At 53.2% G+C, this 25,895-nt stretch carries 22 protein-coding genes and 1 CRISPR repeat array; of the genes, 11 read left to right on the forward strand and 11 right to left on the reverse strand.

What is annotated here, in order from left to right:
- The first annotated feature begins 156 nt into the window (after window positions 1–156).
- On the forward strand, window positions 157–1,017 hold the full coding sequence (locus A3OW_RS0113130) for a UPF0489 family protein (protein WP_020563900.1): 861 nt from the start codon (window positions 157–159) through the stop codon (window positions 1,015–1,017).
- Between the two features lie 388 nt (window positions 1,018–1,405).
- A CRISPR array of direct repeats spans window positions 1,406–4,680; the repeat unit is 32 nt; unit sequence GTTTCAATCCACGCGCCCGCGGGGGGCGCGAC.
- A gap of 176 nt (window positions 4,681–4,856) precedes the next feature.
- Here the strand turns inward: A3OW_RS0113130 and cas2 are convergent.
- The 8 genes from cas2 to A3OW_RS0113170 all read right to left on the reverse strand — a co-directional run bounded on the left by cas2 (window position 4,857) and on the right by A3OW_RS0113170 (window position 13,848).
- On the reverse strand, window positions 4,857–5,150 hold the full coding sequence (gene cas2, locus A3OW_RS0113135; RefSeq protein ID WP_020563901.1) for a CRISPR-associated endonuclease Cas2: 294 nt from the start codon (window positions 5,148–5,150) through the stop codon (window positions 4,857–4,859).
- A gap of 12 nt (window positions 5,151–5,162) precedes the next feature.
- The gene (gene cas1c / locus A3OW_RS0113140; RefSeq protein WP_020563902.1) at window positions 5,163–6,200 is read right to left on the reverse strand and encodes a type I-C CRISPR-associated endonuclease Cas1c; all 1,038 of its coding nucleotides are present in this window, start codon (window positions 6,198–6,200) and stop codon (window positions 5,163–5,165) included.
- Between the two features lie 2 nt (window positions 6,201–6,202).
- Complete coding sequence (gene cas4 / locus A3OW_RS0113145) at window positions 6,203–6,829, reverse strand: CRISPR-associated protein Cas4 (protein ID WP_026223576.1); 627 nt, start codon at window positions 6,827–6,829, stop codon at window positions 6,203–6,205.
- Window positions 6,830–6,836: 7 nt separating this feature from the next.
- Complete coding sequence (cas7c, locus tag A3OW_RS0113150) at window positions 6,837–7,760, reverse strand: type I-C CRISPR-associated protein Cas7/Csd2 (RefSeq protein WP_020563904.1); 924 nt, start codon at window positions 7,758–7,760, stop codon at window positions 6,837–6,839.
- Window positions 7,757–9,817 carry a type I-C CRISPR-associated protein Cas8c/Csd1 gene (gene cas8c / locus A3OW_RS0113155; RefSeq protein WP_020563905.1) on the reverse strand — a complete coding sequence of 687 codons (2,061 nt, stop codon included), beginning with the start codon at window positions 9,815–9,817 and terminating at the stop codon, window positions 7,757–7,759. Before cas8c ends, cas7c begins: the two co-directional genes overlap by 4 nt.
- Complete coding sequence (gene cas5c, locus A3OW_RS0113160) at window positions 9,814–10,521, reverse strand: type I-C CRISPR-associated protein Cas5c (RefSeq protein ID WP_020563906.1); 708 nt, start codon at window positions 10,519–10,521, stop codon at window positions 9,814–9,816. Before cas5c ends, cas8c begins: the two co-directional genes overlap by 4 nt.
- A gap of 260 nt (window positions 10,522–10,781) precedes the next feature.
- Complete coding sequence (locus A3OW_RS0113165; protein ID WP_020563907.1) at window positions 10,782–13,256, reverse strand: CRISPR-associated helicase/endonuclease Cas3; 2,475 nt, start codon at window positions 13,254–13,256, stop codon at window positions 10,782–10,784.
- A 10-nt stretch (window positions 13,257–13,266) separates the two neighbouring features.
- Complete coding sequence (locus A3OW_RS0113170) at window positions 13,267–13,848, reverse strand: CRISPR-associated endonuclease Cas3'' (RefSeq protein ID WP_020563908.1); 582 nt, start codon at window positions 13,846–13,848, stop codon at window positions 13,267–13,269.
- Between the two features lie 398 nt (window positions 13,849–14,246).
- Here A3OW_RS0113170 and A3OW_RS29105 point away from each other — a divergent pair, with 398 nt between their 5' ends.
- From A3OW_RS29105 to A3OW_RS0113190, 4 genes are all read left to right on the forward strand, one after another.
- Complete coding sequence (locus A3OW_RS29105; RefSeq protein WP_408605672.1) at window positions 14,247–14,459, forward strand: Arm DNA-binding domain-containing protein; 213 nt, start codon at window positions 14,247–14,249, stop codon at window positions 14,457–14,459.
- Between the two features lie 232 nt (window positions 14,460–14,691).
- Window positions 14,692–14,850: a hypothetical protein gene (locus A3OW_RS28315; RefSeq protein ID WP_020563910.1), complete on the forward strand. Its 159-nt coding sequence runs from the start codon at window positions 14,692–14,694 to the stop codon at window positions 14,848–14,850.
- Window positions 14,851–14,935: 85 nt separating this feature from the next.
- A complete protein-coding gene (locus A3OW_RS0113185) occupies window positions 14,936–15,202 on the forward strand; it encodes a hypothetical protein (protein WP_020563911.1) in 267 nt (88 codons plus the stop codon).
- Window positions 15,203–15,494: 292 nt separating this feature from the next.
- On the forward strand, window positions 15,495–16,169 hold the full coding sequence (locus A3OW_RS0113190) for a 2OG-Fe dioxygenase family protein (protein ID WP_020563912.1): 675 nt from the start codon (window positions 15,495–15,497) through the stop codon (window positions 16,167–16,169).
- Between the two features lie 23 nt (window positions 16,170–16,192).
- Here the strand turns inward: A3OW_RS0113190 and A3OW_RS0113195 are convergent, their stop codons facing one another.
- Window positions 16,193–17,446, reverse strand: a complete 1,254-nt coding sequence (locus A3OW_RS0113195; protein WP_020563913.1) for a cysteine desulfurase-like protein — start codon at window positions 17,444–17,446, stop codon at window positions 16,193–16,195.
- 189 nt (window positions 17,447–17,635) lie between these two features.
- Window positions 17,636–18,931, reverse strand: coding sequence for an HDOD domain-containing protein (locus A3OW_RS0113205; RefSeq protein WP_020563915.1), 1,296 nt, complete (start codon window positions 18,929–18,931; stop codon window positions 17,636–17,638).
- Between the two features lie 353 nt (window positions 18,932–19,284).
- Here A3OW_RS0113205 and A3OW_RS0113210 point away from each other — a divergent pair, with 353 nt between their 5' ends.
- The 6 genes from A3OW_RS0113210 (at window position 19,285) to A3OW_RS0113235 (ending at window position 25,264) form a co-directional block, all read left to right on the forward strand.
- A complete protein-coding gene (locus A3OW_RS0113210; RefSeq protein ID WP_033412554.1) occupies window positions 19,285–19,464 on the forward strand; it encodes a YezD family protein in 180 nt (59 codons plus the stop codon).
- Window positions 19,465–19,556: 92 nt separating this feature from the next.
- Entirely contained in the window at window positions 19,557–21,209 is a 1,653-nt protein-coding gene (locus tag A3OW_RS0113215; protein WP_020563917.1) for an alginate export family protein, read from the forward strand.
- Between the two features lie 131 nt (window positions 21,210–21,340).
- Entirely contained in the window at window positions 21,341–22,342 is a 1,002-nt protein-coding gene (locus A3OW_RS0113220; protein ID WP_020563918.1) for a sulfate ABC transporter substrate-binding protein, read from the forward strand.
- A gap of 39 nt (window positions 22,343–22,381) precedes the next feature.
- Complete coding sequence (cysT, locus tag A3OW_RS0113225; RefSeq protein ID WP_020563919.1) at window positions 22,382–23,209, forward strand: sulfate ABC transporter permease subunit CysT; 828 nt, start codon at window positions 22,382–22,384, stop codon at window positions 23,207–23,209.
- A gap of 12 nt (window positions 23,210–23,221) precedes the next feature.
- Window positions 23,222–24,079, forward strand: coding sequence for a sulfate ABC transporter permease subunit CysW (cysW, locus tag A3OW_RS0113230; RefSeq protein WP_020563920.1), 858 nt, complete (start codon window positions 23,222–23,224; stop codon window positions 24,077–24,079).
- 141 nt (window positions 24,080–24,220) lie between these two features.
- Window positions 24,221–25,264, forward strand: a complete 1,044-nt coding sequence (locus tag A3OW_RS0113235) for a sulfate/molybdate ABC transporter ATP-binding protein (protein WP_020563921.1) — start codon at window positions 24,221–24,223, stop codon at window positions 25,262–25,264.
- A gap of 123 nt (window positions 25,265–25,387) precedes the next feature.
- On the opposite strand, the gene A3OW_RS0113240 is transcribed toward A3OW_RS0113235, so the two are convergent.
- Window positions 25,388–25,741: a CZB domain-containing protein gene (locus A3OW_RS0113240; RefSeq protein ID WP_020563922.1), complete on the reverse strand. Its 354-nt coding sequence runs from the start codon at window positions 25,739–25,741 to the stop codon at window positions 25,388–25,390.
- Window positions 25,742–25,895: the final 154 nt, after the last annotated feature.

Genomic DNA, 25,895 nt, shown 5'->3' on the forward strand with positions numbered 1-25,895 from the left:
ATCAGCAATTTGATTATTACCAGCCACTATTACTTATCACTGATGATATACAGAAAGAAAAATCATATGTTGATCAAGAGATTTTCGTGTTGAAGGGTATTTGCTGGTGATATACGGTTAACCATTTAATTTCTATTTAGACGAGAAAAAATAGATATGTATTCACACGAGATTATCAACGATAAGGATGTGTTCATTGTTCGAGATCATCACCATGCGTTATTGCCATGGTCTATTGTTCGAACAAAGCATGAAAAAGCGCCCATATTAATCAGTCTTGATCATCATACTGATAGTAGACCAGCTTACTTAAATCACATGTTTCATGTACATGGAGAGGACAATGTCAACAATGAGGCATTACGGGTACAACTGGCCTCCGAACTTGATTACTCAGAAGAAAACTCAGTAAAGGCTGCTATTCAAAAGTTACGCCATGATGAACACATTCACGCCGCAACGCTATCCGATGTGATTAGCATAGCTTTCGTCATCCAACTAATGGATAACACCGGAACAGATTCAGAAGAACACAAACAGTACATGGAAGATCGTTTTGGCGATGGTTTTCCTTGGAACGATGACGTTGAAGAGCCTAAGCCACCTTTTACGTTTAAGGTGCCAAATAATAGGATATTTATCATTCCAACTCTATGCTTGCCATGGTGCGAGCGTATGCCTCACAACGACGACTGCCAGAAAGTGTTGTATGATAGCGTATTAGAAAACGCTTTTCTCGATGAAAAAATTCGAAAAGGTAATGAAATGGCTGTTTTCGCTAATATCGAAGATATCGAAAAACAGAGTTACATTCTGGATATAGACCTTGACTATTTTCACACTCGAAAAGCCGTCGAGCCCAATGCAATAGAAATATTTTCGCGATTAGTTCGTAACGCGAGCGCTATCACTATTGCCTTGGAGCCATCATGTGTCGAGAAGCTTGCAATAGAAGGTGAAAATTTATCTTCTGAGTACCTGCTGGAGAAGATTAAGGGCCATATAGCATATGCCTAACAAATATAGCTCACCGGACAAAATACTCGCTGCGCTCGCATTTTTCCGGTGAGCTAGGCGTTATGAATGGGCAATTTTTAATCTAAACCAGTCATTCGAAAATACGCCTCAACTGCCCAGTATGGCCGAACTGAGACTGTCAAAGTTTTATTGATAAAAGGGGCAGCCTTGCACTATTGGGGGTATTTTTGGGGGTATATTTACAAATACAATTTATTTAACTATTGATATACATGGATTACAGACTATTGTTTGCCTGACTCTCTCAATTGGGCATTCAACAAGGTTCAAACAGATTCATAAACCCGCAAGTCTTCTGGCTTGGCGGGTTTTTTATTGTTCGGCGAGGCGCGACGTAATCCTGTATGTCCCGCAGTGGCGGCAAACGGTTTCAATCCACGCGCCCGCGGGGGGCGCGACGTTCCGTCCGGGGTTTTATTACCGGACCCAAACTGTTTCAATCCACGCGCCCGCGGGGGGCGCGACGTTCAAGCCTTTGATTTGTTTCAACGTTTGTATGTTTCAATCCACGCGCCCGCGGGGGGCGCGACGTTCAAGCCTTTGATTTGTTTCAACGTTTGTATGTTTCAATCCACGCGCCCGCGGGGGGCGCGACGCGAGTCATTTGCCACAATTGGTACATGCCGAAAGTTTCAATCCACGCGCCCGCGGGGGGCGCGACATCTTTTTATCCGTTCCCGCCTCTCTTTTCTCGGGTTTCAATCCACGCGCCCGCGGGGGGCGCGACTTGTTTATGATAGAGACCTGGCTCTTGGCAGCGTTTCAATCCACGCGCCCGCGGGGGGCGCGACCTTCTCCGGGTTAGGCGACTTCGTCGATGAAATCGTTTCAATCCACGCGCCCGCGGGGGGCGCGACTATTTTCGTGGGCGGACGTTCACAAACGGAGTGTTTCAATCCACGCGCCCGCGGGGGGCGCGACTTGAACACACCGGCCAGCGCGGCGCGATCGACGAGTTTCAATCCACGCGCCCGCGGGGGGCGCGACGTCGATAATCCGCCCGTAGCAGAGTCAACCGGGGTTTCAATCCACGCGCCCGCGGGGGGCGCGACTGGGGGAATTACAACGCTGTAGCCGAATCCTACGTTTCAATCCACGCGCCCGCGGGGGGCGCGACCATTTGGCGGCGCGTAACTTTTTCCGCTCGGTCGTTTCAATCCACGCGCCCGCGGGGGGCGCGACTCGACGACGACTTAATGGGACTGGTCGAATACCAGTTTCAATCCACGCGCCCGCGGGGGGCGCGACGATGCGTTGTTCCTTTTCCGCTTGTTCAATCTCGTTTCAATCCACGCGCCCGCGGGGGGCGCGACTGCGCCTGGGCGATCTTGTCGCATAGGGGCTTGTTTCAATCCACGCGCCCGCGGGGGGCGCGACCTGGCGATGCCGGCCGACGCCGGCGGATTACTCAGTTTCAATCCACGCGCCCGCGGGGGGCGCGACGGGCCGCCCTCCTATCATTTCGTTGAGTTGCAAGTTTCAATCCACGCGCCCGCGGGGGGCGCGACGTAATAGGTCGCGCCGATCTGTCTGGATTTCAGTTTCAATCCACGCGCCCGCGGGGGGCGCGACATGTGTTCAAGATCGGTATGACCCGCCGATTAGTTTCAATCCACGCGCCCGCGGGGGGCGCGACGCCGTCATCGACGGCAAGCCCTACGTCGCGATGGTTTCAATCCACGCGCCCGCGGGGGGCGCGACCCGGATTTTTTCTGCGCCTGGACCAGGTTGCCGTTTCAATCCACGCGCCCGCGGGGGGCGCGACAAAACAACACCCTCAAGCCCATCAATACCGTCGAAGTTTCAATCCACGCGCCCGCGGGGGGCGCGACCTCCTAACAGATTGATAGCAACCTAGCCGATGGTTTCAATCCACGCGCCCGCGGGGGGCGCGACATTTGACTTGGACTACATCCACAGGTGTATCTGGTTTCAATCCACGCGCCCGCGGGGGGCGCGACCTGTATTCGCTTTGGCGTTCGGCATGCCTGGCGTTTCAATCCACGCGCCCGCGGGGGGCGCGACCCAAGGATTTAACCGGCAATGTCCCGTTTCTGGTTTCAATCCACGCGCCCGCGGGGGGCGCGACTCGCAAGCCTCGGTTGAGCTGACGCAAAAATGGTTTCAATCCACGCGCCCGCGGGGGGCGCGACGAAGCTTTAGATGATATGGCCGACGATTTTCAGTTTCAATCCACGCGCCCGCGGGGGGCGCGACAAAAAGGACTGGGTTCAATGGCCAGTTCTCATGTTTCAATCCACGCGCCCGCGGGGGGCGCGACTGAAACGGGTTGTTTGATGGCCATAAGTTCCTCGTTTCAATCCACGCGCCCGCGGGGGGCGCGACTTCCGATCTCGATGCGTTGTATTTTTTCTACAAGTTTCAATCCACGCGCCCGCGGGGGGCGCGACTTCCGATCTCGATGCGTTGTATTTTTTCTACAAGTTTCAATCCACGCGCCCGCGGGGGGCGCGACTTTGCCACTCTGTTGCGCGACCAAACCGAATCGGTTTCAATCCACGCGCCCGCGGGGGGCGCGACTTTTTCTCGACGCTGGCGTAATAAGCGTAACGATGTTTCAATCCACGCGCCCGCGGGGGGCGCGACGTGCGCGCCGGACCGCGCTCGTGGCTGGCAGCGTTTCAATCCACGCGCCCGCGGGGGGCGCGACGAATGCCGTCGATCGACGGCGACCAGGGGTCGGTTTCAATCCACGCGCCCGCGGGGGGCGCGACCGATCTACCCGTATTCACTCGACAATGCCGACGGTTTCAATCCACGCGCCCGCGGGGGGCGCGACATATCTTCTTCGTTCAGTCGCTCAAGCGCGGCGTTTCAATCCACGCGCCCGCGGGGGGCGCGACGATTCGTGCCCGAGTGCCGCCGTCGGTGCCGTTGTTTCAATCCACGCGCCCGCGGGGGGCGCGACGCCATTCGATTCAATCCTGGGGTTTGCGTCATCGTTTCAATCCACGCGCCCGCGGGGGGCGCGACGATGCCCCCCGTCGTCCAATTCGGTATAACCGGTTTCAATCCACGCGCCCGCGGGGGGCGCGACCGTTCCCGCCTCGTTTGTCTCGCTTATCTCGGGTTTCAATCCACGCGCCCGCGGGGGGCGCGACTTTTGTTCAATTGTCATAAGTAACCTCGACAATGTTTCAATCCACGCGCCCGCGGGGGGCGCGACTATAAGGAGTTTACAACATGGCAAGAATCACCGTTTCAATCCACGCGCCCGCGGGGGGCGCGACATGCGTGGTTGAAACAGAATGACGCATAACGCGTTTCAATCCACGCGCCCGCGGGGGGCGCGACCGGGTGCTCTCTATGCAAGCGCTCAGCGAGCGGTTTCAATCCACGCGCCCGCGGGGGGCGCGACATTCAACCCAGACCCGCCGCCCTGTGCTTCGTTTGTTTCAATCCACGCGCCCGCGGGGGGCGCGACCTGCACATTTTACAAACTTTCTCCGGCATCTGGCGTTTCAATCCACGCGCCCGCGGGGGGCGCGACTATGAAGTGCGTCGAGTGCGGGTGGAGTGTGACTGTTTCAATCCACGCGCCCGCGGGGGGCGCGACTTCTAAGTTCCGCTTAGTCGGTTCACTTTCTTAGTTTCAATCCACGCGCCCGCGGGGGGCGCGACTGCATTTACTCAATTGATTGAATTCTAAAAGTAAATAGCGTTTGAATTGCGAATCAATCAAGACAATTGCGAAAATCATTGTAGGATAAAAAAGACTTGATCAAAAAATATTTTAAATCAATTTATTGGAGGTTATGCGAAAGCGCGGGACTTTTTATGGCAGCTACAGGTTCGCATTAAAGCAGTAGCAGCCCGTTTAAATCCAACGCTTTTTTGGCGCCGATATGCTCGACGCGCCGTTCCCAGTTATTGCCCAGATAATAAATGCGTAAACTGTCTTCGTTTTCATCCATGACCTTGATCAAATCATTTTTCAACTGGGTCCACTGAGCCATGTCGACTTCGACTTCAAACACCGAATATTGCACGCGTTGTCCGAAGACCTGGCATAGCTTGGCCATTCTTCGCAGCCGCTTGGGGCCGGTTTCATTTTTGAAACTGACATCATACGTCACTAAAATCATCATCATGATTTCTCCGGTTTATTTCCACAAAAACGGCACATAACTATCGCAATCTCCGCGCAAGAATCTCGCCAAAATTTGTGCTTGCAGCCACGGCAGCATGCCGACCGGCACGGTTTCTTCAAACCACGGATGCATCAGCGTGTCTTGTTTACGGTCTTGCCAGGCGGCCAATAATGTCCGGCGCGGTTCTTCTTTGAGGGTGACCGAATCGTTCGGCCAATACTCGAAGTCTTTCGACTGCAGTTGGCGCTTGTTGATCAACGACAACACGAAGCGGTCGACGATAGGCCGCAATTCCTCCGCCAAATCGAGCGCCAACGATGGCCGGCCGCTGCGCAGTTGATGCAGAAAACCGCTGGCGGGATCGAGGCCGGTGGTTTCCAGTGCGGAACGGCAGTCGTGGGTCAGGAGCGTATAGCAGAACGACAGCAGGGCATTGACCGGATCGGTCGGCGGCCGCCGTCGGCGCGCGTCAAACTGGAAATCGCTTTGTCGCAGCAGGTGTTGAAACACGCTGAAATACACTTGCGCCGCTTCGCCTTCGCGTCCCATCAGGGTATCGATGGTCTGGCATTCGTGCAGTTGCTCCAGGCAGCGGCTCAAGCGTTTTTCCGCCGTGCCAAGGTCGGCGATTGCCGCCTGCGAAGTCGCTTCGTGGTCGCGGTAATCGCGCAGATAGCGTTTCAACACGGAGCGCTGATTATAGAGTTTGCCGGTCAGCAAAGTGCGCGCGATCGCTACACTCTTACTCTTGTCGACACCGGTCAGGTGCTGCGTGCGCCTGAGCAGCACGTTGCCGCTGACCGGGCCTTCGACGCGCGCTAGAAATTTGCCGTAGATGTTCAGGTAGGTAATGGTGATGCCGTTTTCGGCGCAGTGTGCCATCAGATATGGCGAGATGCTGACTTGCCCGAAACAGACCAAGCCTTGCAATTTGTGGATCGGCACCCGTGCCTTGGTTTCGTCGCCGACCTTCAACACCAGGTTTTCGTTGTCTTTATGCACCCAAGCGTTTTGGGTCTGAATGTAAATCACATTGCGCAAGGGCCGCATGGTCACTCCTCTGTCAATTGTCGGGCCAGCCATTCCGAGGCTTTTTTACCGAAATCCTGCGGATGGCAAAGATCGAGCAGCGAGCAATTCCGGCATTTTTGATTTTGGTAAATCGCTTTGGGTGTGGTTTGGGTTTGGATGATCCGCCGACAAGCCTGGATGGTCTGCAAGGTCAAGGCGCGCAGCTCGTCGTCGAAACGGACGACGTGACGGCGGCGCACCTCGCCGTAGAACAACGCGCCTTCCGGCACCGGCACGCCCTCCATCTCTTCCAGGCACAACGCCTGCGCGCAAAGCTGCACTTCGTCGGCCCGGTGCGACTTCGGTTTGCCGCGTTTGTATTCGATCGGATAGGGAATTTCGCTGCCGTCGGCCTGCCGGTGGTATTCGACCACGTCGGCGACGCCCTCGATGCCCAGTTCAGCGTGCGCCAAACGCAACGACCGGATGCTGCGCACGTCGCCGCGCTTTTCGTGGTCAGCCTGATTGACCCGTTGATGCAGCACTTGGCCTTCGGCGGTAAACTGGTTTTCCAGCCAGGCGTTTTCCAGTTCGATCAGGGCGAATTGGCGCGGGCAGTACAGGTAATGCTGAAGGCTCGACAGATAGATAGGTTCCAGGTTCGGCACAATGGCCTCAAAAGCCGTCAATTTCTTCAACTTTTAAGCCATCGAGCGCGCCGAGCGTATAACTGCCGTCCGAATTGACGTCAAGCAACGCATGAACCTTGGCCGACGAATATTGCCCGGCTTTCGAGTTGTGCGGCCACCAGATGAGCTTTTTCACCGCCATCGAGCCTTCGGGGCGCGCGGACGAGGCGTCGCCCTCAAACAGCCGGGGTAACGCGGTTTTGATCGTTTCGGCATCGTCGTCGCTAAAGCCGGTTTTTTCGGCAAGTTGCGGTGTCATGGCGCCGTAAGCAACATAAACGGCACTGTCCACGCGATGTTTCATGCCCATTGTATCCGAAGCTTTTTTAGTGCCATCCCCTTCACCGCTGACGCTTTTGGTGATTTGGGTACTGGTAATGTTGACGGGGTCGATGCTGAAGGCCGATTGGATGGTGACGGGGCCTCGAATTGCAATCGAAATACCTTCGCCAGAACTACTTTCTTCGCTGTCGGCTGTTGTGTCTTCAGCATCGCTTTGCCCTTTTTTGGATTTTGCAGCTTTCTTTTTATCACTTTTCCAAGCAAAGACTTGTCCAAAAGCACGAACATCGAACCATTTTTCACAAGCTTTTTTTCTAGCGTCATCTGGTGTATTGTCTTTTCCATCAAAAACAAACGCCGCTTTACCTAAACCATGCTCTGCTGATTCGGCACGACTTTTTAAACTCGGCATACCATCCGTTTTCTTTTCGTCCGATTGGACAAATATATTTTTTCCTTGCTCCTGCAAACGATCGCGTAGTTTCCGCTTTAAGCAGACGTCGGTGATCTCACCAAAGCCGTCATAATCGGTGCGCGGACGATTACCGTTTAAAGGGTCGCCATTAGGGTTGGCGTGTTTGACGCTGAAGATGATGGCAAAATCGATTTTGTGGCTTAACGCGCTCATGCTGGGTCTCCTTGTAAGTTGGCTTTGGTATCTGTTGCTTCGTTATCTTTTTTCTCGGCAAAACGTTTTCTGTTTTCCGCTGATTCGTCTTTCATTTTTTGGCGTTGGCAGTAATAACCCAATAAAAACTCGCCGGATAACGGTGCGTTATTGTTAAAGTCTTCAATAGCGAATGCCGCCATAATGGTTTCCAGTTCTTCACGCTGGTTATTTAAAAAAGCGGTACGCGAGACTTGTAAGCGTTGCATATACGGGTCCAAAGCTTTATAAATCACAAGCCACGTTTGTGCCGGACGGTCGGCAAAACGTTGCATCAAGCGGGCGGCGTTGGTCGAGCGATTTTCATCGGTAACGCTTAACGCAACGCTTTCTATGCGTTCGGCAACGGCAAGCAGTCGGCCGTAAAGATAATCGCGCTTATGGTAGTTTTCATCGAGTGCCATTTTGTAATCTCTCCGTTCTTCGGGATTGGAATGTCGGGCGTAATAGCCTTTGTATAGAGCACAGGTAATGCCTAAATTTTTTTCCCAGAGCCATTGCTCATCATTGGCATAGGCCGCGCGATTGCTGGCTTTCCGCACACAACTTTGCACTAAATCGAATGGCAAGGGAAAGCCGTCCACAATGCAAGGAATCAAGCGTTCTATGACTTTTTTCTTTAAATCATCGCTGACGTTTTCGCCGTAAGCGGCTTTGGCTATGTCTCTCGGCACAGGTGAGCCGATAGGGTAAATGACTTTGGTTTTGGGCTTTTTGCCCGTATCGTTGGGAATTTCTTGGGTATGGCGTTGATACCAGGCAAATTCTTCGTGCCAGTTTTTTAAACGACCCAGAAACTCAGCACTGGACATTTCTCGATAGTACAAAATACCCATGCGTCCAGGGGTCGCAGAATCCAGCCCCATGATGATGATTTGGTCTGTTGCGTCCAGCTTTGCCGCATAACCCGCCATGTATTTGCGGAGTTTTTTTGCGTAGGCTTCACCTAAGTCCGCGCCGTAATCTAACGCAGCATGTATTTCATTAGCTTCTTGGCTGGGCTCAACTTCGTCTAAATTGGCTTCATCATCAAATTGTTCGGCAATATCCGCTAAAGGTTCTGGTATGTCTTTACCTGAAACGGCCCACGACACATACACTTGGTCGCCATTTTTAAAGCCTTGTTTTTGGATTAGCCAACTTAAGGCGTTATGGGCTTTTTGGGTGACGGTAAAGCCAACGCCATTGGCTTGTTTGTCATCCAAAAATTTGCCGCGATAGGTGTAGCCGCCCGAATCATTGGCGGAAATCAGTTTTGCCCCGTCGCCCGAATGGCGGATTTTTTTCGGATGGCTGCTGGCCAATACCTGCTGTTCGCCCGTGATGTAACACAAACCTTGCTCGGTATTGGTGGAACTGTCGTAGTCGATCCAGCTTTGTTGAATGGCAGTGTCTTTCCAAGTGTCCGTCACGGGGTCGTCCGGCAATTCGACTGACCAACACACCAGGGCGGAACCTTGGTCTAACACACCTTTATCTTTCGGCAGCAATTTAAACAATGCTGGGGCTTCGCCGTAGCCGCTGTCCCATTGGGTGAGCAATACGTTGTTGTCATCCACATGAACAATGTTTGCGGCGACCAAATCTTCAATCACCCTGCCTTTTTCGATGTATTGCAGAACTGCTTTGACTTTTGGATGGGCATACTCCGAATTGCACCAGTTTTTTAATAACTCGTGATACTCCGTGAAGAAACATGGTTTATTTCCACCATAATCGAAATAGTCTTTAGCTACATACTGCAATTTATCGGCTAATGGGTGAGGAGGTGGTTTTTTTCCAGTTCGCCCCGCAGACTCTTCCGTTGCAGGCAGAATCGCCTGAGTTTTTTCTTTTAATACAATGGCTTTTATAAAATTGCCCGCGCCGTCAAGAGTAATGTTGATATGGGCATTTTGTTGGGTATGGCTGATCGGCACTAACGGCGAGTATTTTTTCTTGTCGTTATCGGAGGGTGGTGGCTCATCAAGCAATACCGCTTGCTCATAGGTTTGGTAGAGCTTTTCCATCCAGCTCATAATTCCGCCTCCTCGGTTTGTACGTCTTTTAAACTCGTGCCGATACCGAAGGGCTTGACCGACATGGGGCGTACGATGCGACGTGTGGCGCACTGTTCAGGACGGGGAAACTCTAAAATACCGTGTTTTAGCGTGGCTTGCCAAAACAGGCTTTCCAAGTTTTTGCCGCCTGTTTCATCGGGGTAGGCAAAACTGTGGAACATCAAGCCAAAGCTGAGTTCTTCAATGTCTTGATAGGGGCTATCGCCTGAGCCAAATTCGCACGGTTCAATGTATCCTTGGCAATCGCGGGTGCCTAGAAAAATATCTTGCCTGCCGCCTTTGTCCAGGCTGCGGTTCACAATACTGAAATGTTTGCCGTCGATGCGGTCACCCGCAAGTTCTGGACGGTGTTCATTCCATTCAAAATGCGCCTGCACTTGGTATTCGACATCTCGCAAAAAGGTGTAAATCGCCAAGCTGTTGCCGCCCGCATTCCACACCAAGGGTTTGGTGCCTTTGGTTTGAGTGCTTAAGGGTTTCATCACCCGCACTTTGTCAACATGCCAAATAATCGTGGGCTTCCAGTAAATGGATTTGAGTACGCCTTTTATGGCTTCGTAAGTGGGCAGGTGATAGGAACATTTTTCACCGCCGACTTTGGTAATTGGGTCGGTAAATAAGGCGTACCGGCCCCGCAATCGAAAAGTAATCGTGTTTCTCATTAGAAACGCTCCTTGAATTTAAAAGTCTGATGCCATGGCTAACGCAGTTAGTGCAGTCTGTTTTGATTGTCTTGCCGATTTAATGTCGGCAAGGCAATCTGACTCACACCAACCCAAACCATTAATAGTTTCAATCCACGCCTTCGATAGAAGCACGACAAGCCCCTTTAGAAAAAGGACTCGGTGAAAGAATAGGTCTGATGGAGATTGTAGTCAATAAATTTATTCTATTATTGGTTTGGGTAATATTTTTTAGGATCCTATAAGTAATCAAGTCCATATTTGGCAACTGGTTCAGTGGACAAGCCAAACTCAGGGCTGTAGTAGCGTTCATCCAGGTAATACACGCCCGCCTGTTGAATTTCGTGTACTGCGCCCTGTTCAAGCAATTTTTTCCAAACATTGGGAAAAACATTGACGCTGTATTTTTGCGCTTCCCGAAGGCGCTTATGAAACCCGGCCGCGTCGAACTTTTCTGATACCCCGCACAGTTCGGTAATCAAGCAGTTTCCGTGTCCATAGGGGACAATCACAGAATGCGTAGGAGCATCTATGGCTTTGAATGCCTCGCCAGCGGTCATGAACGATTGCTTTAAATCAAGCTTGGCGTTTTTGCCGTTGTTCTTTTTATTTTCACTCAGTAAATTCAATAGGCTATCGTCTCTTTCCGCGATTTTGTCTGAAACGGGATAACACATTTGATCTGCACGTTCATAAAAGAAATATTTGAAATACAGTTTCATCACGTCGGGAGCCAATAAATCTAGGCCTGCACATTCTCTAAAAACGCGACCGGTCTTTTCTTTTCCCACTTTGATGTCAGTCAGTTGGTCAATAGTTTCTTTTTCTGGGTTGACAACGTGAACGGTTGCTGTGTCCAAAACGGCATTTCGATTACAGCGTCCCGCCGCTTGGGCAATGGAATCTAGCCCTGCCAAAAAGCGGATCACGCTGGCAAAGTCGATATCAACACCCGCTTCAATCAATTGGGTGCTAAAACACAATACCGGTTTTTTAGCTTTTAGACGCGCCTTGATGGTGTTGAAAATCGTGGTGCGGTGGGCGGAACATTGATGGGTGCTGAGGTGAAACACGCTGTCTTTGTTTACGCTGTCCACACAATTACGGTATAAGACTTCCGCCCAAGCTTTGGTGTTGACGATGACTAAGCAACTGCTTTTGTCTTGAAACTCGCTTATTGCGAGTCCAGCGATTTCCTCTAGCTTCCAACCGTTGGGTTTGGTCTTATCTACGATGTCCACGCGCTTAAGCTGTTTAAACAACTCTACTATGTCTTCCACCAGTTCGTTTTCTTTTGGAATGGTAAGCTGCCCTTTTTCAGGGCTTTTGAGTTGATCCAATAGCGGTTGGGTTGCCGTGCATAACACCGCCGTCGTTTTGGTATAAGCGGTCAAAAAATTCAGCGCGTTGCAAAATAGATGAGTGCAGTTAATTGGCAAGGTTTGGATTTCATCAAAGATGACCACGCTATTGGCTAACTGGTGCAATCGTCTGACCCCGCGTGTGCCGCCGCTAAAGCAGGTTTCCAAAAATTGCACCATCGTCGTCAACACAATCGGCGCATCCCAATTTTCAGCGACTAATTTACTGTGCCAAGTTTGTTGCTCGGGTTCCAAATTAGAATGGTGTTCCATTACCCAGGGCCATTTATCATCGGCGTGTTCAATCGCTTTGCGGATGGCTTCGGCGTTTTGTTCAATGATGGAGGTGTAAGGAATGACGTAAACAATGCGTTCCAAGCCATGCTTTTTTGCATGATGCAAAGCAAAACGCAAACTGGCGTAGGTTTTGCCGCCGCCTGTCGGTACGGTTAGGCTGTAAATGCCTTGCGGATGCGCCGCACGGTTAAGGCAGGTGTCGGAAATGAAGCGCCGTCGTTCGTTCAGTTGTAACGTATTCTCTGCTAATTGTTCACGCTTTCGCTCAATTTCGCTTTGCTGTTCAGTTAAGAAAATTTCCAAGCGAGTGATGGCAACATCCCACGATACCGTTTGGTTGCGGTATTCGGCTAGATGAGGGTTTTCAAAGTCGGCGCTGCTAATCCGGTCGGCATCGATCAGGCAACTGAACAAAAAGCGCGTCCAGAAGCCAAAATAAAACTGCCGAATGGTTTCGGACTCACGGGTTGCCAGCATGATGGCTTGCCGTTGCCGCCACAATGTTGAAATCGCAGGCTTAACCAGTTGCCGGGCTTTTTCTAAAACTTCGGGATCAGCATCGGCATTTTGTCGGCATTCGTCAAGGTGAGTAAAGTCGTCATTCTTGGTCATTCGCCGCTCAAATTCATTGGTGCCGTCTGGTTTTAAACAATCAATCAATCCTGAATGGTGCGATGCAATACACAGGGCCAACATTTGCCCGCAAAGCTTGCCTTCGCCGCTCCTGCCAATGTTGCTCATCGCTTGCCAAAGCCATTGTGCCCCTGCTGTGGAATGATCTATTTTGCCTTTTTTCCCCTTGGCGTCGACATAATCTATGTGGTCTGCGTCATATAAGCCCGTGCCGGATTTTATGTAGTCTTGGAAAGCTTGGCTGTATTTGCCGAAATCATGCAGCAAGCCGATCATTTCGCCCGCTTCCGGTATATTGATTTTGCCCGCTAACTGACGGGCGATTGAGGCGACTTCATGCAAATGGGTGGCCACACTTTGGATGGTATTATCCGAGGCCCGGACATGGGCAATATAACCGGTATTTGATTGATTTGTATGCATCGATGCTGATTTACGAATAGTGCGTATAGGCAACTGGCGGCAAGGTTGATAGTCTATTCTGCCCGCGCGACGAGGATTTGCCGGCAACCCGGTTTTCGTAGTCCTCAGTATCCAAGCGGTCCGCATCGACGAGGCAAGACAGAATCATCCGGGACAAAAAAGCGATTTGAAAATTTTTAAAGCCGGCTTTCGGTTTTAGCGGCGGCACGGACAGTTTGCACGGTAAGAGCGGTTCTATTTCGTCCTTCCAAGCCGAATTCAGGATGGGCAGGCGGGATTTGTTGCAGCGCTCTTTCAGCGGCGTTAGCTTCTGTTCTGTGCGGTAATCGCCGTTGGCAAGCCCCGCATGGTGGCCGGCGATGCCGTAAGCAATCAAATAACCGAAGTCGTTATTGTATTTTTCGAGCGCTATCTTCGCGCCCCAGGTGGCATGATCGACTTTGGGGTGCTTTCCTTCGAGTCGTCGTTGAAACTCGTCCGTGTATTTGCCCAGGTCGTGCAGTAATCCTGCAGCCTTGCCATAGTCGGCGCAGTTGAAGATCTCTGCATATTTCTCGGCCAGCAACCCGACGTTATTTAGATGTTCTTTCAAAGGTTGCCAGATGCATTTGTCAGCGTTTACTGTTGAATGGGCGTAAAAAATAGTTTTTTGTGTTGTCATTATTAATTGAGTTATTAAGCGAATTTTCTTTCAGATCAGTTTGAAAAAGTAAAGTAACATTAAAGTCCAGTCGCCATTTACAGATCATTATCTAAAAATGCAGTTCCAGTCAACGTTTAGCAATAAGTCTGCAGGTAATGGGGTGTACTGATGGCATATAAATGACATTGCCGACAGCTAATACATAGCAAACACTTAAATAAACGAAGTATATTCTGCATTCCCCAGATAGAGATATCACTTATAGCCTGATCTGATTCTTCCTGCAAGAACGTCAAGCTCCAGGAAAAGCCATACAAATTGGCGGATAAAAGTAAATATTTCTATTAATCACCTCAACCGGCTTTAATTATTTTCGTCTGAAATATCGTTTCGGTGGTAAGGAGAAAGTTTTAGCCCTGGATACATATCCTGAGATCAACCTTGAATTAACTCGAAAAAACGGGATAGATCCGATCCATGAGCAAATCATAACAGGAATTGATCCAGCATTACCCGGAATATCGAAGATGCTGATAATTCAGAAAAGATGTCCTCCCTAGTCGTTAAGAAATTTATCGAGGACAACAAAAAACTGTCGGAGCGAAAGTGGCTTTTTCGCCTTGACATCCTTTCAGAAAATGGAATATTGACGGAATTGATCCATGCGTAAGCCAGGAATTTTTCCGGAAGGCGGCAATGCCCATGGAGTGGGCGAGCGCTTATCATTCTTTGCGGGCAAGCCAAGCCGGCCGCCTGCCGTTTAATTGACTCGATTCAGGGGAGGAGAAACACATGGGACCGTATTACCGGGGGACGTCGCAGGGCATGGGCTCTTTTTTCAATCTGTTTTACGAGCATCCGACGTTGATGGTGCTTTTGGTCGCCGGCGCCGTCGGCACGGGCATTTATCTCTGGCGCAAAATAAAGCCGCGGGGAAGCGAAGAAATATAGTCTTTCGATCTTCCCCGAGGAGCCGCCGGGCGGACAGCACATCGGCAGCCCCGCGCACGGCTCGTGAACCCTGGGTGATCACCGTATGAATACGGCGTCGTTAACGATTCGCGTCGACTGTTCTACCGGTTACCGGGAAGAGCAAACGCCTCGGCGCTTTTTCATGGGCGACAAAGCCGTCGACATCGAAGAAATCCTCGACCGCTGGCTGTCGCCCGAATACAGCTATTTCAAAGTGCGGGGAGCCGACGGCGACATTTACATACTGCGGCACGATCAATTGACCCGGCGGTGGCAGTTGACCCTGTTCCAGAGCGGGAAATACGGCGGCGGCCCGTTGTCGTCGGCTTGATTCTTCTTTCACCCCCCTGAACGGCCGTTTTCCGCCCCTGGCGAAGACATCCAAAACGCACGTCTTCTCAACGAAAAGACGAGAAACTTTATCCGAATGGCCAGGGTCTTATGCATCGAGTATGAGTTGGCGGCTTGCCTCAATAATAAGGAAGAGCGCCTTTCCGAGGCTGTTTTCCATCAAAATAAAGATTCATCGAAAACGGAAAAGATGCAGCCGCCCACCGCTGAGTTTACGGCCTATTGCCTTAAGAAAAAGCAGGATCTTATCATTTGCAGGGAGACTTTAACCTATGCAAGAAGTATTCGTATCGACCGGCTTCGAATTCGGGTTTCTGTTTTGCATGAGAACGGAAAACGCCATCGATCCGGCGGCATTCAAACCATTCTTCAATGACCTTCCGGTCGACCCCAACATCAAGGGGCATTACCGCTACCGGCGCCTGTCGCGCTTCAAATTGACCGAAAAAGGCGTAATGAAGCTTCCCCACGGTTATCTGTTCCAAAGCAAGGCATACAACCCCCTGGTTGGCGACATCAAAAGGGAGTTCGAAGAGCTTGACGACGAGTTGGTCAATCTGGAGATGTTCAAAGCGCTGCTGCTGGTGTTTCGGGATTTTTGCGCGCTCCGTCCCGGCGCCGAAATCGGCGTCCACCAGATCCGGACGACCTGCTCCCGGGAAAGTTTCGGCGATCCCGCTCCGGAAGGCATCCACCAGGACGGAACCAATTTCGTCTGTATTTACTCGGTCGACCGGAACAACGTCGAAGGCGCGGAAACGCATTTGTACACCAGCAAGAGCGGGGAATCTTCCGTATTCAATAAAGTCCTGTACCCCGGAGAAATGGTGCTGGTCAACGACCGGAAGTTTTTTCATTACACGACGCCCGTGCATCCGGCCGGCGACGGCACCGGCACCCGCGATGTCTTCGTCTTGACCTGTCCGAGCCTGATGATGGATTTTTGACGAAGCCTGCCGCCTCGAAGGCGCTATCCCGAAGCGGCCATTTCCTGTAAGGCCAGCAACAGCCATTTGACTTCTTCGCGGGTGTTGTAAGCCAGAAGTCCGATGCGCAGAAAGCCGCCGTCCGCCTCGACCTTCAATTTTTCCGAAAGGCCCAGCGCGTAAAAATTGCCGTGCCAGGTAAAAATGCCGCGTTCCGCCAGTTTCAAGGCAAGATCGGCCGGAGATTTACCGGCCAGCCGGACCGCAACCGTAGGCGTACGCCAGGCGAAACGGGCCGGATCGGCGATGCCGTACAAGGTCAGCCCCGGGATCTTCAGCAGCCCGGCAATCAGTTGCTCGCACAATTCCCGCTCGTACTCCCGGCCGGCTTCCATCGCCGCGGCCAGCGCCGCGCGCCGGTTCGACGCCGACGGCAGGACGCGCCTGCCGAGTTCGGCCAGGTAATCGACCGTCGCCAAGAACCCCGCCAACCCCTCGTGATTCAGCGTTCCCGTTTCCCAGCGCGACGGCCCCTCCTCGGGCGCGGGCCGGACCTTGTACGGGCGAAGCCGGATCAGATGCTGCCGTTTGGCGTAGAGGATGCCGACGTGCGGCCCAAAGAACTTGTAGGCCGAACAGACGAGAAAATCGCAATCGAGCGCGCGCACGTCGATCGGGCCGTGAGGCGCGTAATGAACCGCATCGACGAAGACCCAGGCGCCGACCGCGCGGGCCAGGCGCACCACGGCCGCGACGTCGTTGACCGTACCCACCGCGTTCGACGCATAGCCGATGGCGACCAGCCGTGTTTTCGGATTGATCAGCCGCTTCAGATCGTCCATATCGAGCGTACAGTCATCGGCACGGACATCCGCGACGCGGACGACGGCCCCCACCTCGTCCGCCAGCGCCAGCCACGGAGAAACGTTGGCGTCGTGATCGAGCCGCGTCACGATCATTTCATCGCCCGGCTCGAGTTCGCGGCCGATGGCGCGGCTGAAGGCAAAGGTGAGCGTGGTCATATTGGCCCCGAACACCACTTCATCGGCGCCGCAACCGAGAAGATCGGCGGCCGCTGCCCGCGCCGAGGCGATGCATTCGTCGGTGCGCCGGCTGGTCGTAAAGGCTCCGTGGGCGTTGGCGTTGGCCGTGACCAGATAATCGGACATGGCCTCAAGCACGGAACCCGGCACTTGCGATCCGCCGGGACCGTCGAAAAACACCGGAATACGTCCGTCGATTTCCCGGGAGAGCGCCGGAAAACGGGACCGCACCCAAAAAGGGTCGAGAAACGGCATAAGGAGCTCCTGTTGTTATTGTTATTGACGGATTTTTAGACAGACCGGCGGAGGGTTTTGTTTTCGGCTTGAAGAGAAAAACCGGGCAATCGGCATTTCATGTTTTTCGCCCGATCCGACTTTAATACGGAACCTTTTAACGATGCTTTCGAGGATGGGCTGAAACGCTGCCGGCCAATGCAACCGTACTCAAGCCCTGAAAAAATTAAGCGCTTCCGAGACCTGCTGCTTGGCGTCGTGCAAGGCTTGCAGCGACATGGACGGAGTCAGGGCGCTTTCGCCCAGTTTTGAATACGCCGGAAGCGTGTTAAGCGGCGGCAGGTTTTGCATCGGAGTTTTACCGAGCTGGCTGTGAAACCGGGCCAACAATACGATGTCGCTGAGCTGCAACTCCGGATTTTCATCGTGATACCAGTTCCCCGACTGGATGGGAATGTCGTGCAACCGTTCGGGAAAATGCCATTTTTGTAAAATGGCCTTTCCGAGAAGCCCTTGCAGAACCTCGATGGTTTGATCCATCTCTTCGTCGGTATAGTGCCCGGAACCTAAACTTTCGGCATAGGTAATGATCGGCAGGACGCCGATATTATGGGTCAGGCCGGCCAGCAACGCTTCGTCCGCATTGAAATGATTGCCGAGCCAGGCCAGCGTATAACTCAGACTGGCCACCTGAATGCTTTGCTTCCATATCTGTTGAATGCGCTCGTTCAGCTTCCTGTTCTTGCTCTGAAACAAATTATACATGCTGATGGTCATCACCAGGTTTTGCGTGGTTTTCAAACCCAGGCGGAACACGGCATCGTAGCTATTGGTAATCGGATCGAACGTGCGATAGACCGGACTGTTGACCACTTGAATCAGCTTGGAAGAAATCACCGGATCCAGGTTGATGATTTTCACGGCTTCGCCGATGCTGATTTCTTTTTGCAGCGCTCTACGCAAACGCAAAACCACGTCCGGCAAGGCAGGCACTTGCAATTCGTCGTTGCGGAACGCTTCGCAAATGCCGTTAAAAAGCAGGCTGTTCTTTAACTCGGCCGGCACGTCGTCCGGATGGATCAGAGCTCTGTGGTCGAGCACGGTGTCGGAACTGCGCCGAAGCAGCGACAAAGGCAGATAAACGATGCTGGCCGGCGATTTGGCGATCGCGCTGAAGTGATGCACGGCATTGGTCGACAACGGATAGCAGGCTTTGAAAGTAGCCGCATCCACGCCGTATCCGTTGCCGTTGCCGGCTTCGAGATACACTTCGCCGGCATAGAGATAGGTCAGCGAGTCGGACAGATCGCCCCGCTTGAAGATGATTTCTCCGGGATTAAAATCGATCACTCGAGCTTCCGCCGCCTCCAGTTCATCGACAGGCAACTCGCCTATCGGGATAAGCTTTTGCAGAAAGGCGATAGGCAGCGAGGTGATGTTGTCTTTCGATTTGGTTTCGGAATGCTGGGGTTTATCGGTGAGTTTTTTCAGAAATTTCCAGAACATAAGCGGTTGGCTGGCAAAGAAAATGGGACGAAGTTCTGCGACGGCATCGAAATAGATAATCCAACAATAGATAATCCCATTTGATAAGTCAAACTCTTACTATCGATGCCGTTCCCGGAGACGAAAAAGCAGCGTCATGCCGTCGAAGCGAAAGTTCCGGCAAAGCGGGGGATGCATCGGTCTTGTCCATCCGCGCCTTATGTCATCTAAAAAAAAGATATAGAAATCTAAATATATCGTTTCTTTAAAACAACAAGCTCATCTATTATTTGTTCGAAAGCAACAGAAAGCTGCCGGATGGGCACGATTCGAAGGCTCGTCAAGGAGCCTTCCCATTTTACAGGTGTATGAACATGACAACCGAAAGCCGAAGCAATCCAATCAAAAAACCGGACGCGGACGAAATCGTGAGTCATCTGAATCGGATGCTGAAAGAAATCCGGTTCGGCTCGATCGAGATCGTCATCCACGACAGCCGCGTGGTGCAGATCGAGCGCCGGGAAAAAATCAGGCCGGACGCGGCCAAAGCATAACGAAATCCAATCCAGCGGACTACCGAGGATGAGCCATTAGTTAAGTTAACAGCGAAAACCGGACAACCGGATGTCACTTTATCGGGGGAAAAATGAAATTCAACAAGCTTTTAATCTTATCCGCAGCCATCCAGGGACTGCTGGCCACTGGCGTTACGCAATCGGCAAATGCGGCTGACGATCATTCGGGCGGTGCCGCTCAAACAACGCCGAGTGAAGAAAATCTCGACATGAAAGCCAGGATCGAAGCGCGGAAAAAAGAAGTCGAAAAGGAAATCGCGGAAGAAGAGCAAAAAAAGAACGGCTATTACAAGGAAGCCGGCACTTACGGCACCAAGCGCCTGACCCAGCCGCCTTCTTACACGGTGAATCTGAGCAAGACCGGCATCGATTCGGTCAGGGACATCACCTGGCTCGACGTGGGCCTTGAAAATCGGACCCGCTACGAGCACCGGGACGACGATATCCGCCGCAGTAACCCGCTTCCTGACGCAGGCCCTGCCGCCAGACGCTCCTATGCGGGCGGCGTCGACGAGCCGGTTTTGCTGAAAACGCGCGCCTATCTTGGCCTCAAGGAGATTCTTGATCCCTTCCGCTTCGCGGTCGAAATCCAGGATTCCCGCCGCTACAACAGCCGGTTCACTCCCGATAACCGCGACGTCAACGAATTCGAATTCATCCAGGCTTACGGCGAGTTGTATTTCAAGGATGCCCTGGGTAGGGACGATCTGGGTACGAATCGGCCGCTCAGCATCAAGGCCGGGCGATTCAATTTCGAGTTTCTCGACCGCCGCCTGATCGCCAGCAACGAATGGCGCAACACCACGAACACCTTCCAGGGCTTTCAAGTCGCGCTCGGTCAGGACAAAAACGACTGGAGTATCGACGGGCTGGCGCTGCAACCTCTCGACCGCCTCAAGTACAACACCGACAAGCCGATCGAGCAGCAATGGTTTTACGGTGCGATCGGGCACTGGCGCAAATGGAGCCGATGGATCACTCTCGAACCTTACTATCTCGGGCTGAGAAAGGAAGACACCGGAATCGCGGGGGACAAGGACAATCGGGACATTATCGCGCCCGCTCTCAGAGCCTACGGTTTCATTCCCGGTACCGGCTTTAACTGGGACATGGACGCGATGTATCAATTCGGCCGCAGCAACGATAGAAATACCGGTCAGAGTCTGCAGCAGGATGCGTTCGGTTTCACCTTCGAGGCCGGCTATACCTTCGATCATCCGTGGAAACCCAGAATCAGCGCCCAATACGGCTACGCCAGCGGCGACAAGGATCCCACCGACAATAAGAACAACCGCTTCGAACGGTTCTTCGGTTTTGCCAGGCCCTGGAGCGCGGACGATTACATCATCATGGAAAACATCAGCGCGCCCAAACTGCGCCTGGAATTCGAGCCGACCAAAAAGCTGAAAATCGACACCGGTGTCGGCCTGTACTGGCTCGCCAGCGACCAGGACCGTTTCAACAACCTGTTCAGCATCCCGGATGCCAATAATTTCAACCGGGACCGCACCGGCGACAGCGGCGATTATCTTGGAAACTCGTTCGACATCCGGGCGCGTTACGAGCCTTTTGCGCATGTCAAGACCACCGTCGGCTACTCGCATTTTACGACGGGATCTTTCGTACGCAACCGGATGGTGGCGTCCAACGGCGGGGTTCCGGGATCTTTTGCCGATGACAGCGACTTCTTTTATATCGAAGTTCTGCTGAATGCGTTCAAGTAAAAATACGCCTGTTAATATCTATAAAACAGAAGTCAATATCATATTATATCATTTTTAATGAGTTTCTTGAGCGATTAAGATAACTCCGTAAATTAATTAGTCTTTTACTTATTTCAATCAAGAGGGAACCGATGAATACCAAATTTATATTGGCAGGCTTGCTGACGCTATCGCTGCTGCTCGGCGAAACCGCCTACGCCGACCGAACCCTGCTCAACGTGTCGTACGATCCGACCCGCGAGCTTTACCAGGACTTCAACCAGGAATTTATCAAATACTGGAAAGAGAAAACCGGCGAAACCGTCGACGTCCGGCAATCGCACGGCGGCGCCGGCAAGCAGGCTCGGGCCGTGATCGACGGTCTGGAAGCCGACGTGCTGACCCTGGCGATTACCGCCGACATCGACAACATCGCCCGGAGAACGCGGCTTTTGCCGAAAGACTGGCGGTCGCGTCTGCCCAATAACAGCATCCCTTATACCTCGACCATCGTCTTCCTGGTGCGCAAAGGCAATCCGAAAGGCATCAAGGACTGGGACGATCTGGTCAAGGAAGGCACGGTGGTGGTCACGCCGAATCCGAAGACCTCGGGCGGAGCCCGCTACAACTATCTGTCGGCGTGGGCGTTCGCCGAGAAAAAATACGGCAGCAAGGACGCCGCCAAGGATTTCGTGAAAAAGCTCTACAAGAACGTGCCGGTGCTCGACTCCGGCGCGCGGGGCGCGACCACGACCTTTCTGCAGCGCGGCATCGGCGACGTGCTCTTGACTTGGGAAAACGAAGCCTATCTCGCGATCAAGGAGCTGGGCGAAGGCCAGGTCGATATCGTCGTGCCGCCCACCAGCGTGCTGGCCGAAACGCCGGTCGCCGTGGTCGACGGCGTGGCCGACAAGCACGGCACGCGCGATCTGGCCGAAGCCTATCTGCAGTTTCTGTATTCGCCGGTCGGGCAAAAGCTGGCGGCGAAACATTATTACCGTCCGAGCGAGCCCAAATACGCCGATCCGGCCGATATCGCCCGCTTTCCCAAGCTGGAGCGTTTCCGGGTGGACGACGTGTTCGGCGGTTGGGACAACGTCCAGGAAGAGCATTTCGACGATAACGGCATCTTCGACCAGATCTACGAACCTTAAATAAATCACTATGAACTACCCTGACAGAGGCGTTCGATCATGAGACAAAGTCATATTCTGCCGGGCTTTCGCCCGGCCCTGGGGTTCACCCTGTTCTATCTGGGCCTGGTGGTGCTGATTCCGCTCAGTACCTTGATTTTCAAAAGCCTGCTCCTGAGCTGGGACGAGTATCTGGCGATCCTGACCAATAAGCGGGTCATCGCCTCGTTCCGGGTCAGTTTCACGACCTCGCTGATCGCGGCGGGGGTCGCCAGCTTGTTCGGTTTTATCATCGCCTGGACCTTTGTCCGCTACCCTTTTCCCGGAAAGCGCCTGCTCGACGCCCTGATCGACCTGCCGTTCGCGCTGCCGACGGCGGTCGCCGGGATCGTGCTGGCGACGATCTATCAGCCCAGCGGTCTGATCGGCCAATGGCTGATGAACAGCTTCGGCGTCAAGGCGGCCTACAATCCGACCGGCATCGTGATCGCGTTGATTTTCATAGCTCTTCCGTTCGTCGTTCGCACCGTGCAGCCGGTCCTGCAGGAATTCGACGGGGCGATGGAAGAAGCCGCCTCCACCTTGGGCGCATCGCGCTGGCAGGTTTTTTTAAAAGTGATTTTTCCCAATACGTTTCCGGCGCTTTTGACCGGCTTTGCCCTGGCTTTCGCCCGCGGCATCGGCGAATACGGCTCGGTCATCTTCATCGCCGGCAATCTGCCGTATGTCTCGGAAATCGTGCCCTTGATGATCATCACCAAGCTGGAACAGTACGAATACGCCGGCGCGACGGCCATCGCCCTGACCCTGCTCACTTTCTCGTTCCTGATGCTGCTGGTGATCAACCTGCTGCAGTACTGGGTGCGCAAACGTTCCGGCCAACTCTAGGAGGATAACGACATGAACGCCATCACCATTCCCGCAACTGAACTGCAAACACAGGCCCGCCGGCGCGCGCTGCACGACCCGGACTGGGTCCGCTGGGGACTGACCGCCGTCACCGTCGGCTTCATTTTTTTGTTCCTGTGCCTGCCGGTGGCGATCGTCATTACCGAAGCCTTCGCCAAGGGCTGGCAGGCTTACTGGTCGGCTTTGGCCCGGCCGGAAACCCGGTCGGCCATCGAACTGACGCTGCTGACCGCGCTGGCGACCGTGCCGCTTAATACCGTTTTCGGCATCGCCGCCGCCTGGGCGATCACCCGGTTCGAATTTCCGGGCAAAAGCCTCTTGACCACGTTGATCGATCTGCCGTTTTCGGTATCGCCGGTGATTTCGGGCCTGATCTTCGTGCTCTTGTTCGGAGCCCAGGGCTGGTTCGGCGAATGGCTTTCGGCGCACGACGTCAAGATCATTTTTGCGGTGCCCGGCATCATTCTGGCCACTTTGTTCGTCACGTTTCCGTTCGTAGCGCGGGAATTGATTCCGTTGATGCAGGAAATGGGCAGCGAAGAGGAAGAGGCCGCGCTGTCGTTGGGCGCCGGCGGCTGGAAGACTTTCTTCCTGATTACCCTGCCCAACATCAAATGGGGGCTTTTATACGGAGTGCTTCTGTGCAACGCCCGCGCGATGGGCGAATTCGGCGCGGTGTCGGTGGTATCCGGCCACATCCGGGGCCTGACCAATACGCTGCCGCTGCACGTGGAAGTCAGCTACAACGAATACGATTTCGTCGGCTCTTTCGCCAGCGCCTCGATTCTCGCCGGCTTGGCCATTGTCACGCTGATTCTGAAAAGCATTCTGGAATGGAAAAAACGATAAACAGGTTGGGTTTACCCTAAAGGGCATAAAAGGCGTTAGCCGTAACCCAACAAATCGAAGCCAACAATTGCCGGGTTTCGCTATCGCGCTTGTGCCCTTTAGGGTAAACCCAACCTACAAATTAAAACCTGGACCCCAACCATGAGCATCCTTCTTTCGAACATCAGTAAAAATTTCGGCGCGTTTTCCGCGCTGAACCACATCAATCTCGAAATTCCCGAAGGCGAACTGGTCGCCTTGCTGGGGCCGTCGGGCTGCGGCAAGACCACGCTGCTGCGCATCATCGCCGGACTGGAGCAGCCGGATCAAGGGCGCGTCTTGCTCCGGGGCGAGGATAAGACCGAGCACCACGCCAGTCACCGCGGCATCGGTTTCGTGTTTCAGCATTACGCGCTGTTCCGGCACATGACGGTATTCGACAACATCGCCTTCGGCTTGCGGGTCAAGCCGAAAAAAGAACGCCCGACCGAAGCCGCCATCGCCGAGAAAGTCCATGATTTGCTGAGCCTGGTGCAACTCGACTGGCTGCACGACCGCTATCCCGACCAGTTGTCCGGAGGCCAACGCCAGCGCATCGCCCTGGCCCGCGCCCTGGCCGTGGAGCCGTCGGTTTTACTGCTGGACGAACCGTTCGGCGCGCTCGACGCCGGCGTGCGCAGGGATCTTCGCCAATGGCTTCGGACGCTGCACAACGAGCTGCACGTCACCACGATTTTCGTGACGCACGATCAGGAAGAAGCGATGGAGGTCGCCAGCCGCGTTGTGGTGCTCAACCACGGCCATATCGAGCAGCAGGGCTCGCCCAGCGAAATCTACGACCATCCGGCCAATGCTTTCGTCTCCCGTTTCATCGGGCAGACCAATGTATTTTCCATTGAAAACGAAGACAGCCACTGGCTGAAGGAAGCGGGCATTCTTCTGGATGAACCTAAAGGCTCGACGGCCCATGTGCGCCCGCAGGACATCGAAATCGAAAAAATCGCCGACCTCGACTTATCCGGCTTCATCCTGAAAGACTGGCAGCACCTGGGCGCCCTGATCCGCGTCGAACTGACCCAAAGCAAGCCGAGCGGAGCAGCCGCCACCGTTTTTGCCGAAATGCCCAACGACCGATTCAAGCGCCTGCAGCTCGACAGGGGAGACAGGGTGGCGGTGCGAGTGAGGAATGCGCATTGGTTTCATTGAAGGTTAAAGCGAAGCAGGTAGAGGGCTTGTTAGTATTGAAGGTTATTCTTGATAATCGGTCATTGTGTTGGGTTACGCTGCGCTAACCCAATCCACGCACTGAGCCATCGGCCAAACATCGGTTTACAGTTTGGCCTCTTTTTTAAACTGTACGATGGCGATACCCACCGCGTTCGAAGCTTGCGCATAGGGCGTTCCGGCATTTAACATGTTTTCAGCTTCATCGTATTTCCTTGCGTTAATGATCTGCGCGACCTTGCTGGCTTCGGTATGAAACAGGGCGTGCTTGGCTACGCATTGCTTGTAACTTTGCAGCGACCCGAATTTCGTCTTGGCTTCGCTGTGAAGCCATTTCCCGAGCTCGCAGCAGTTGTCTTTGGAAATGGTGGCAACGTCCATGGTTTCTTGTGTGTTGATGGCGGAACGGAATTTAAGCTTCCATTCTGCGTGCTTTTCAAGGGCTTGGTTCAAATCCATCTTGCTCTCCTCTGTGGGTTTATATGGCGTATTAACTATAGCTAAGGCATCTTAAAAGACAAGAAATCGCAGCCTGGTAGGGTATGCATTGCATACCTTTTTTAAATCTATTTCAAAGGAATGCTCTAGAAATGGTATGCGGTGCGTACCCTAC

This window comes from Methylosarcina fibrata AML-C10 (assembly GCF_000372865.1).
GTDB lineage: Bacteria > Pseudomonadota > Gammaproteobacteria > Methylococcales > Methylomonadaceae > Methylosarcina > Methylosarcina fibrata.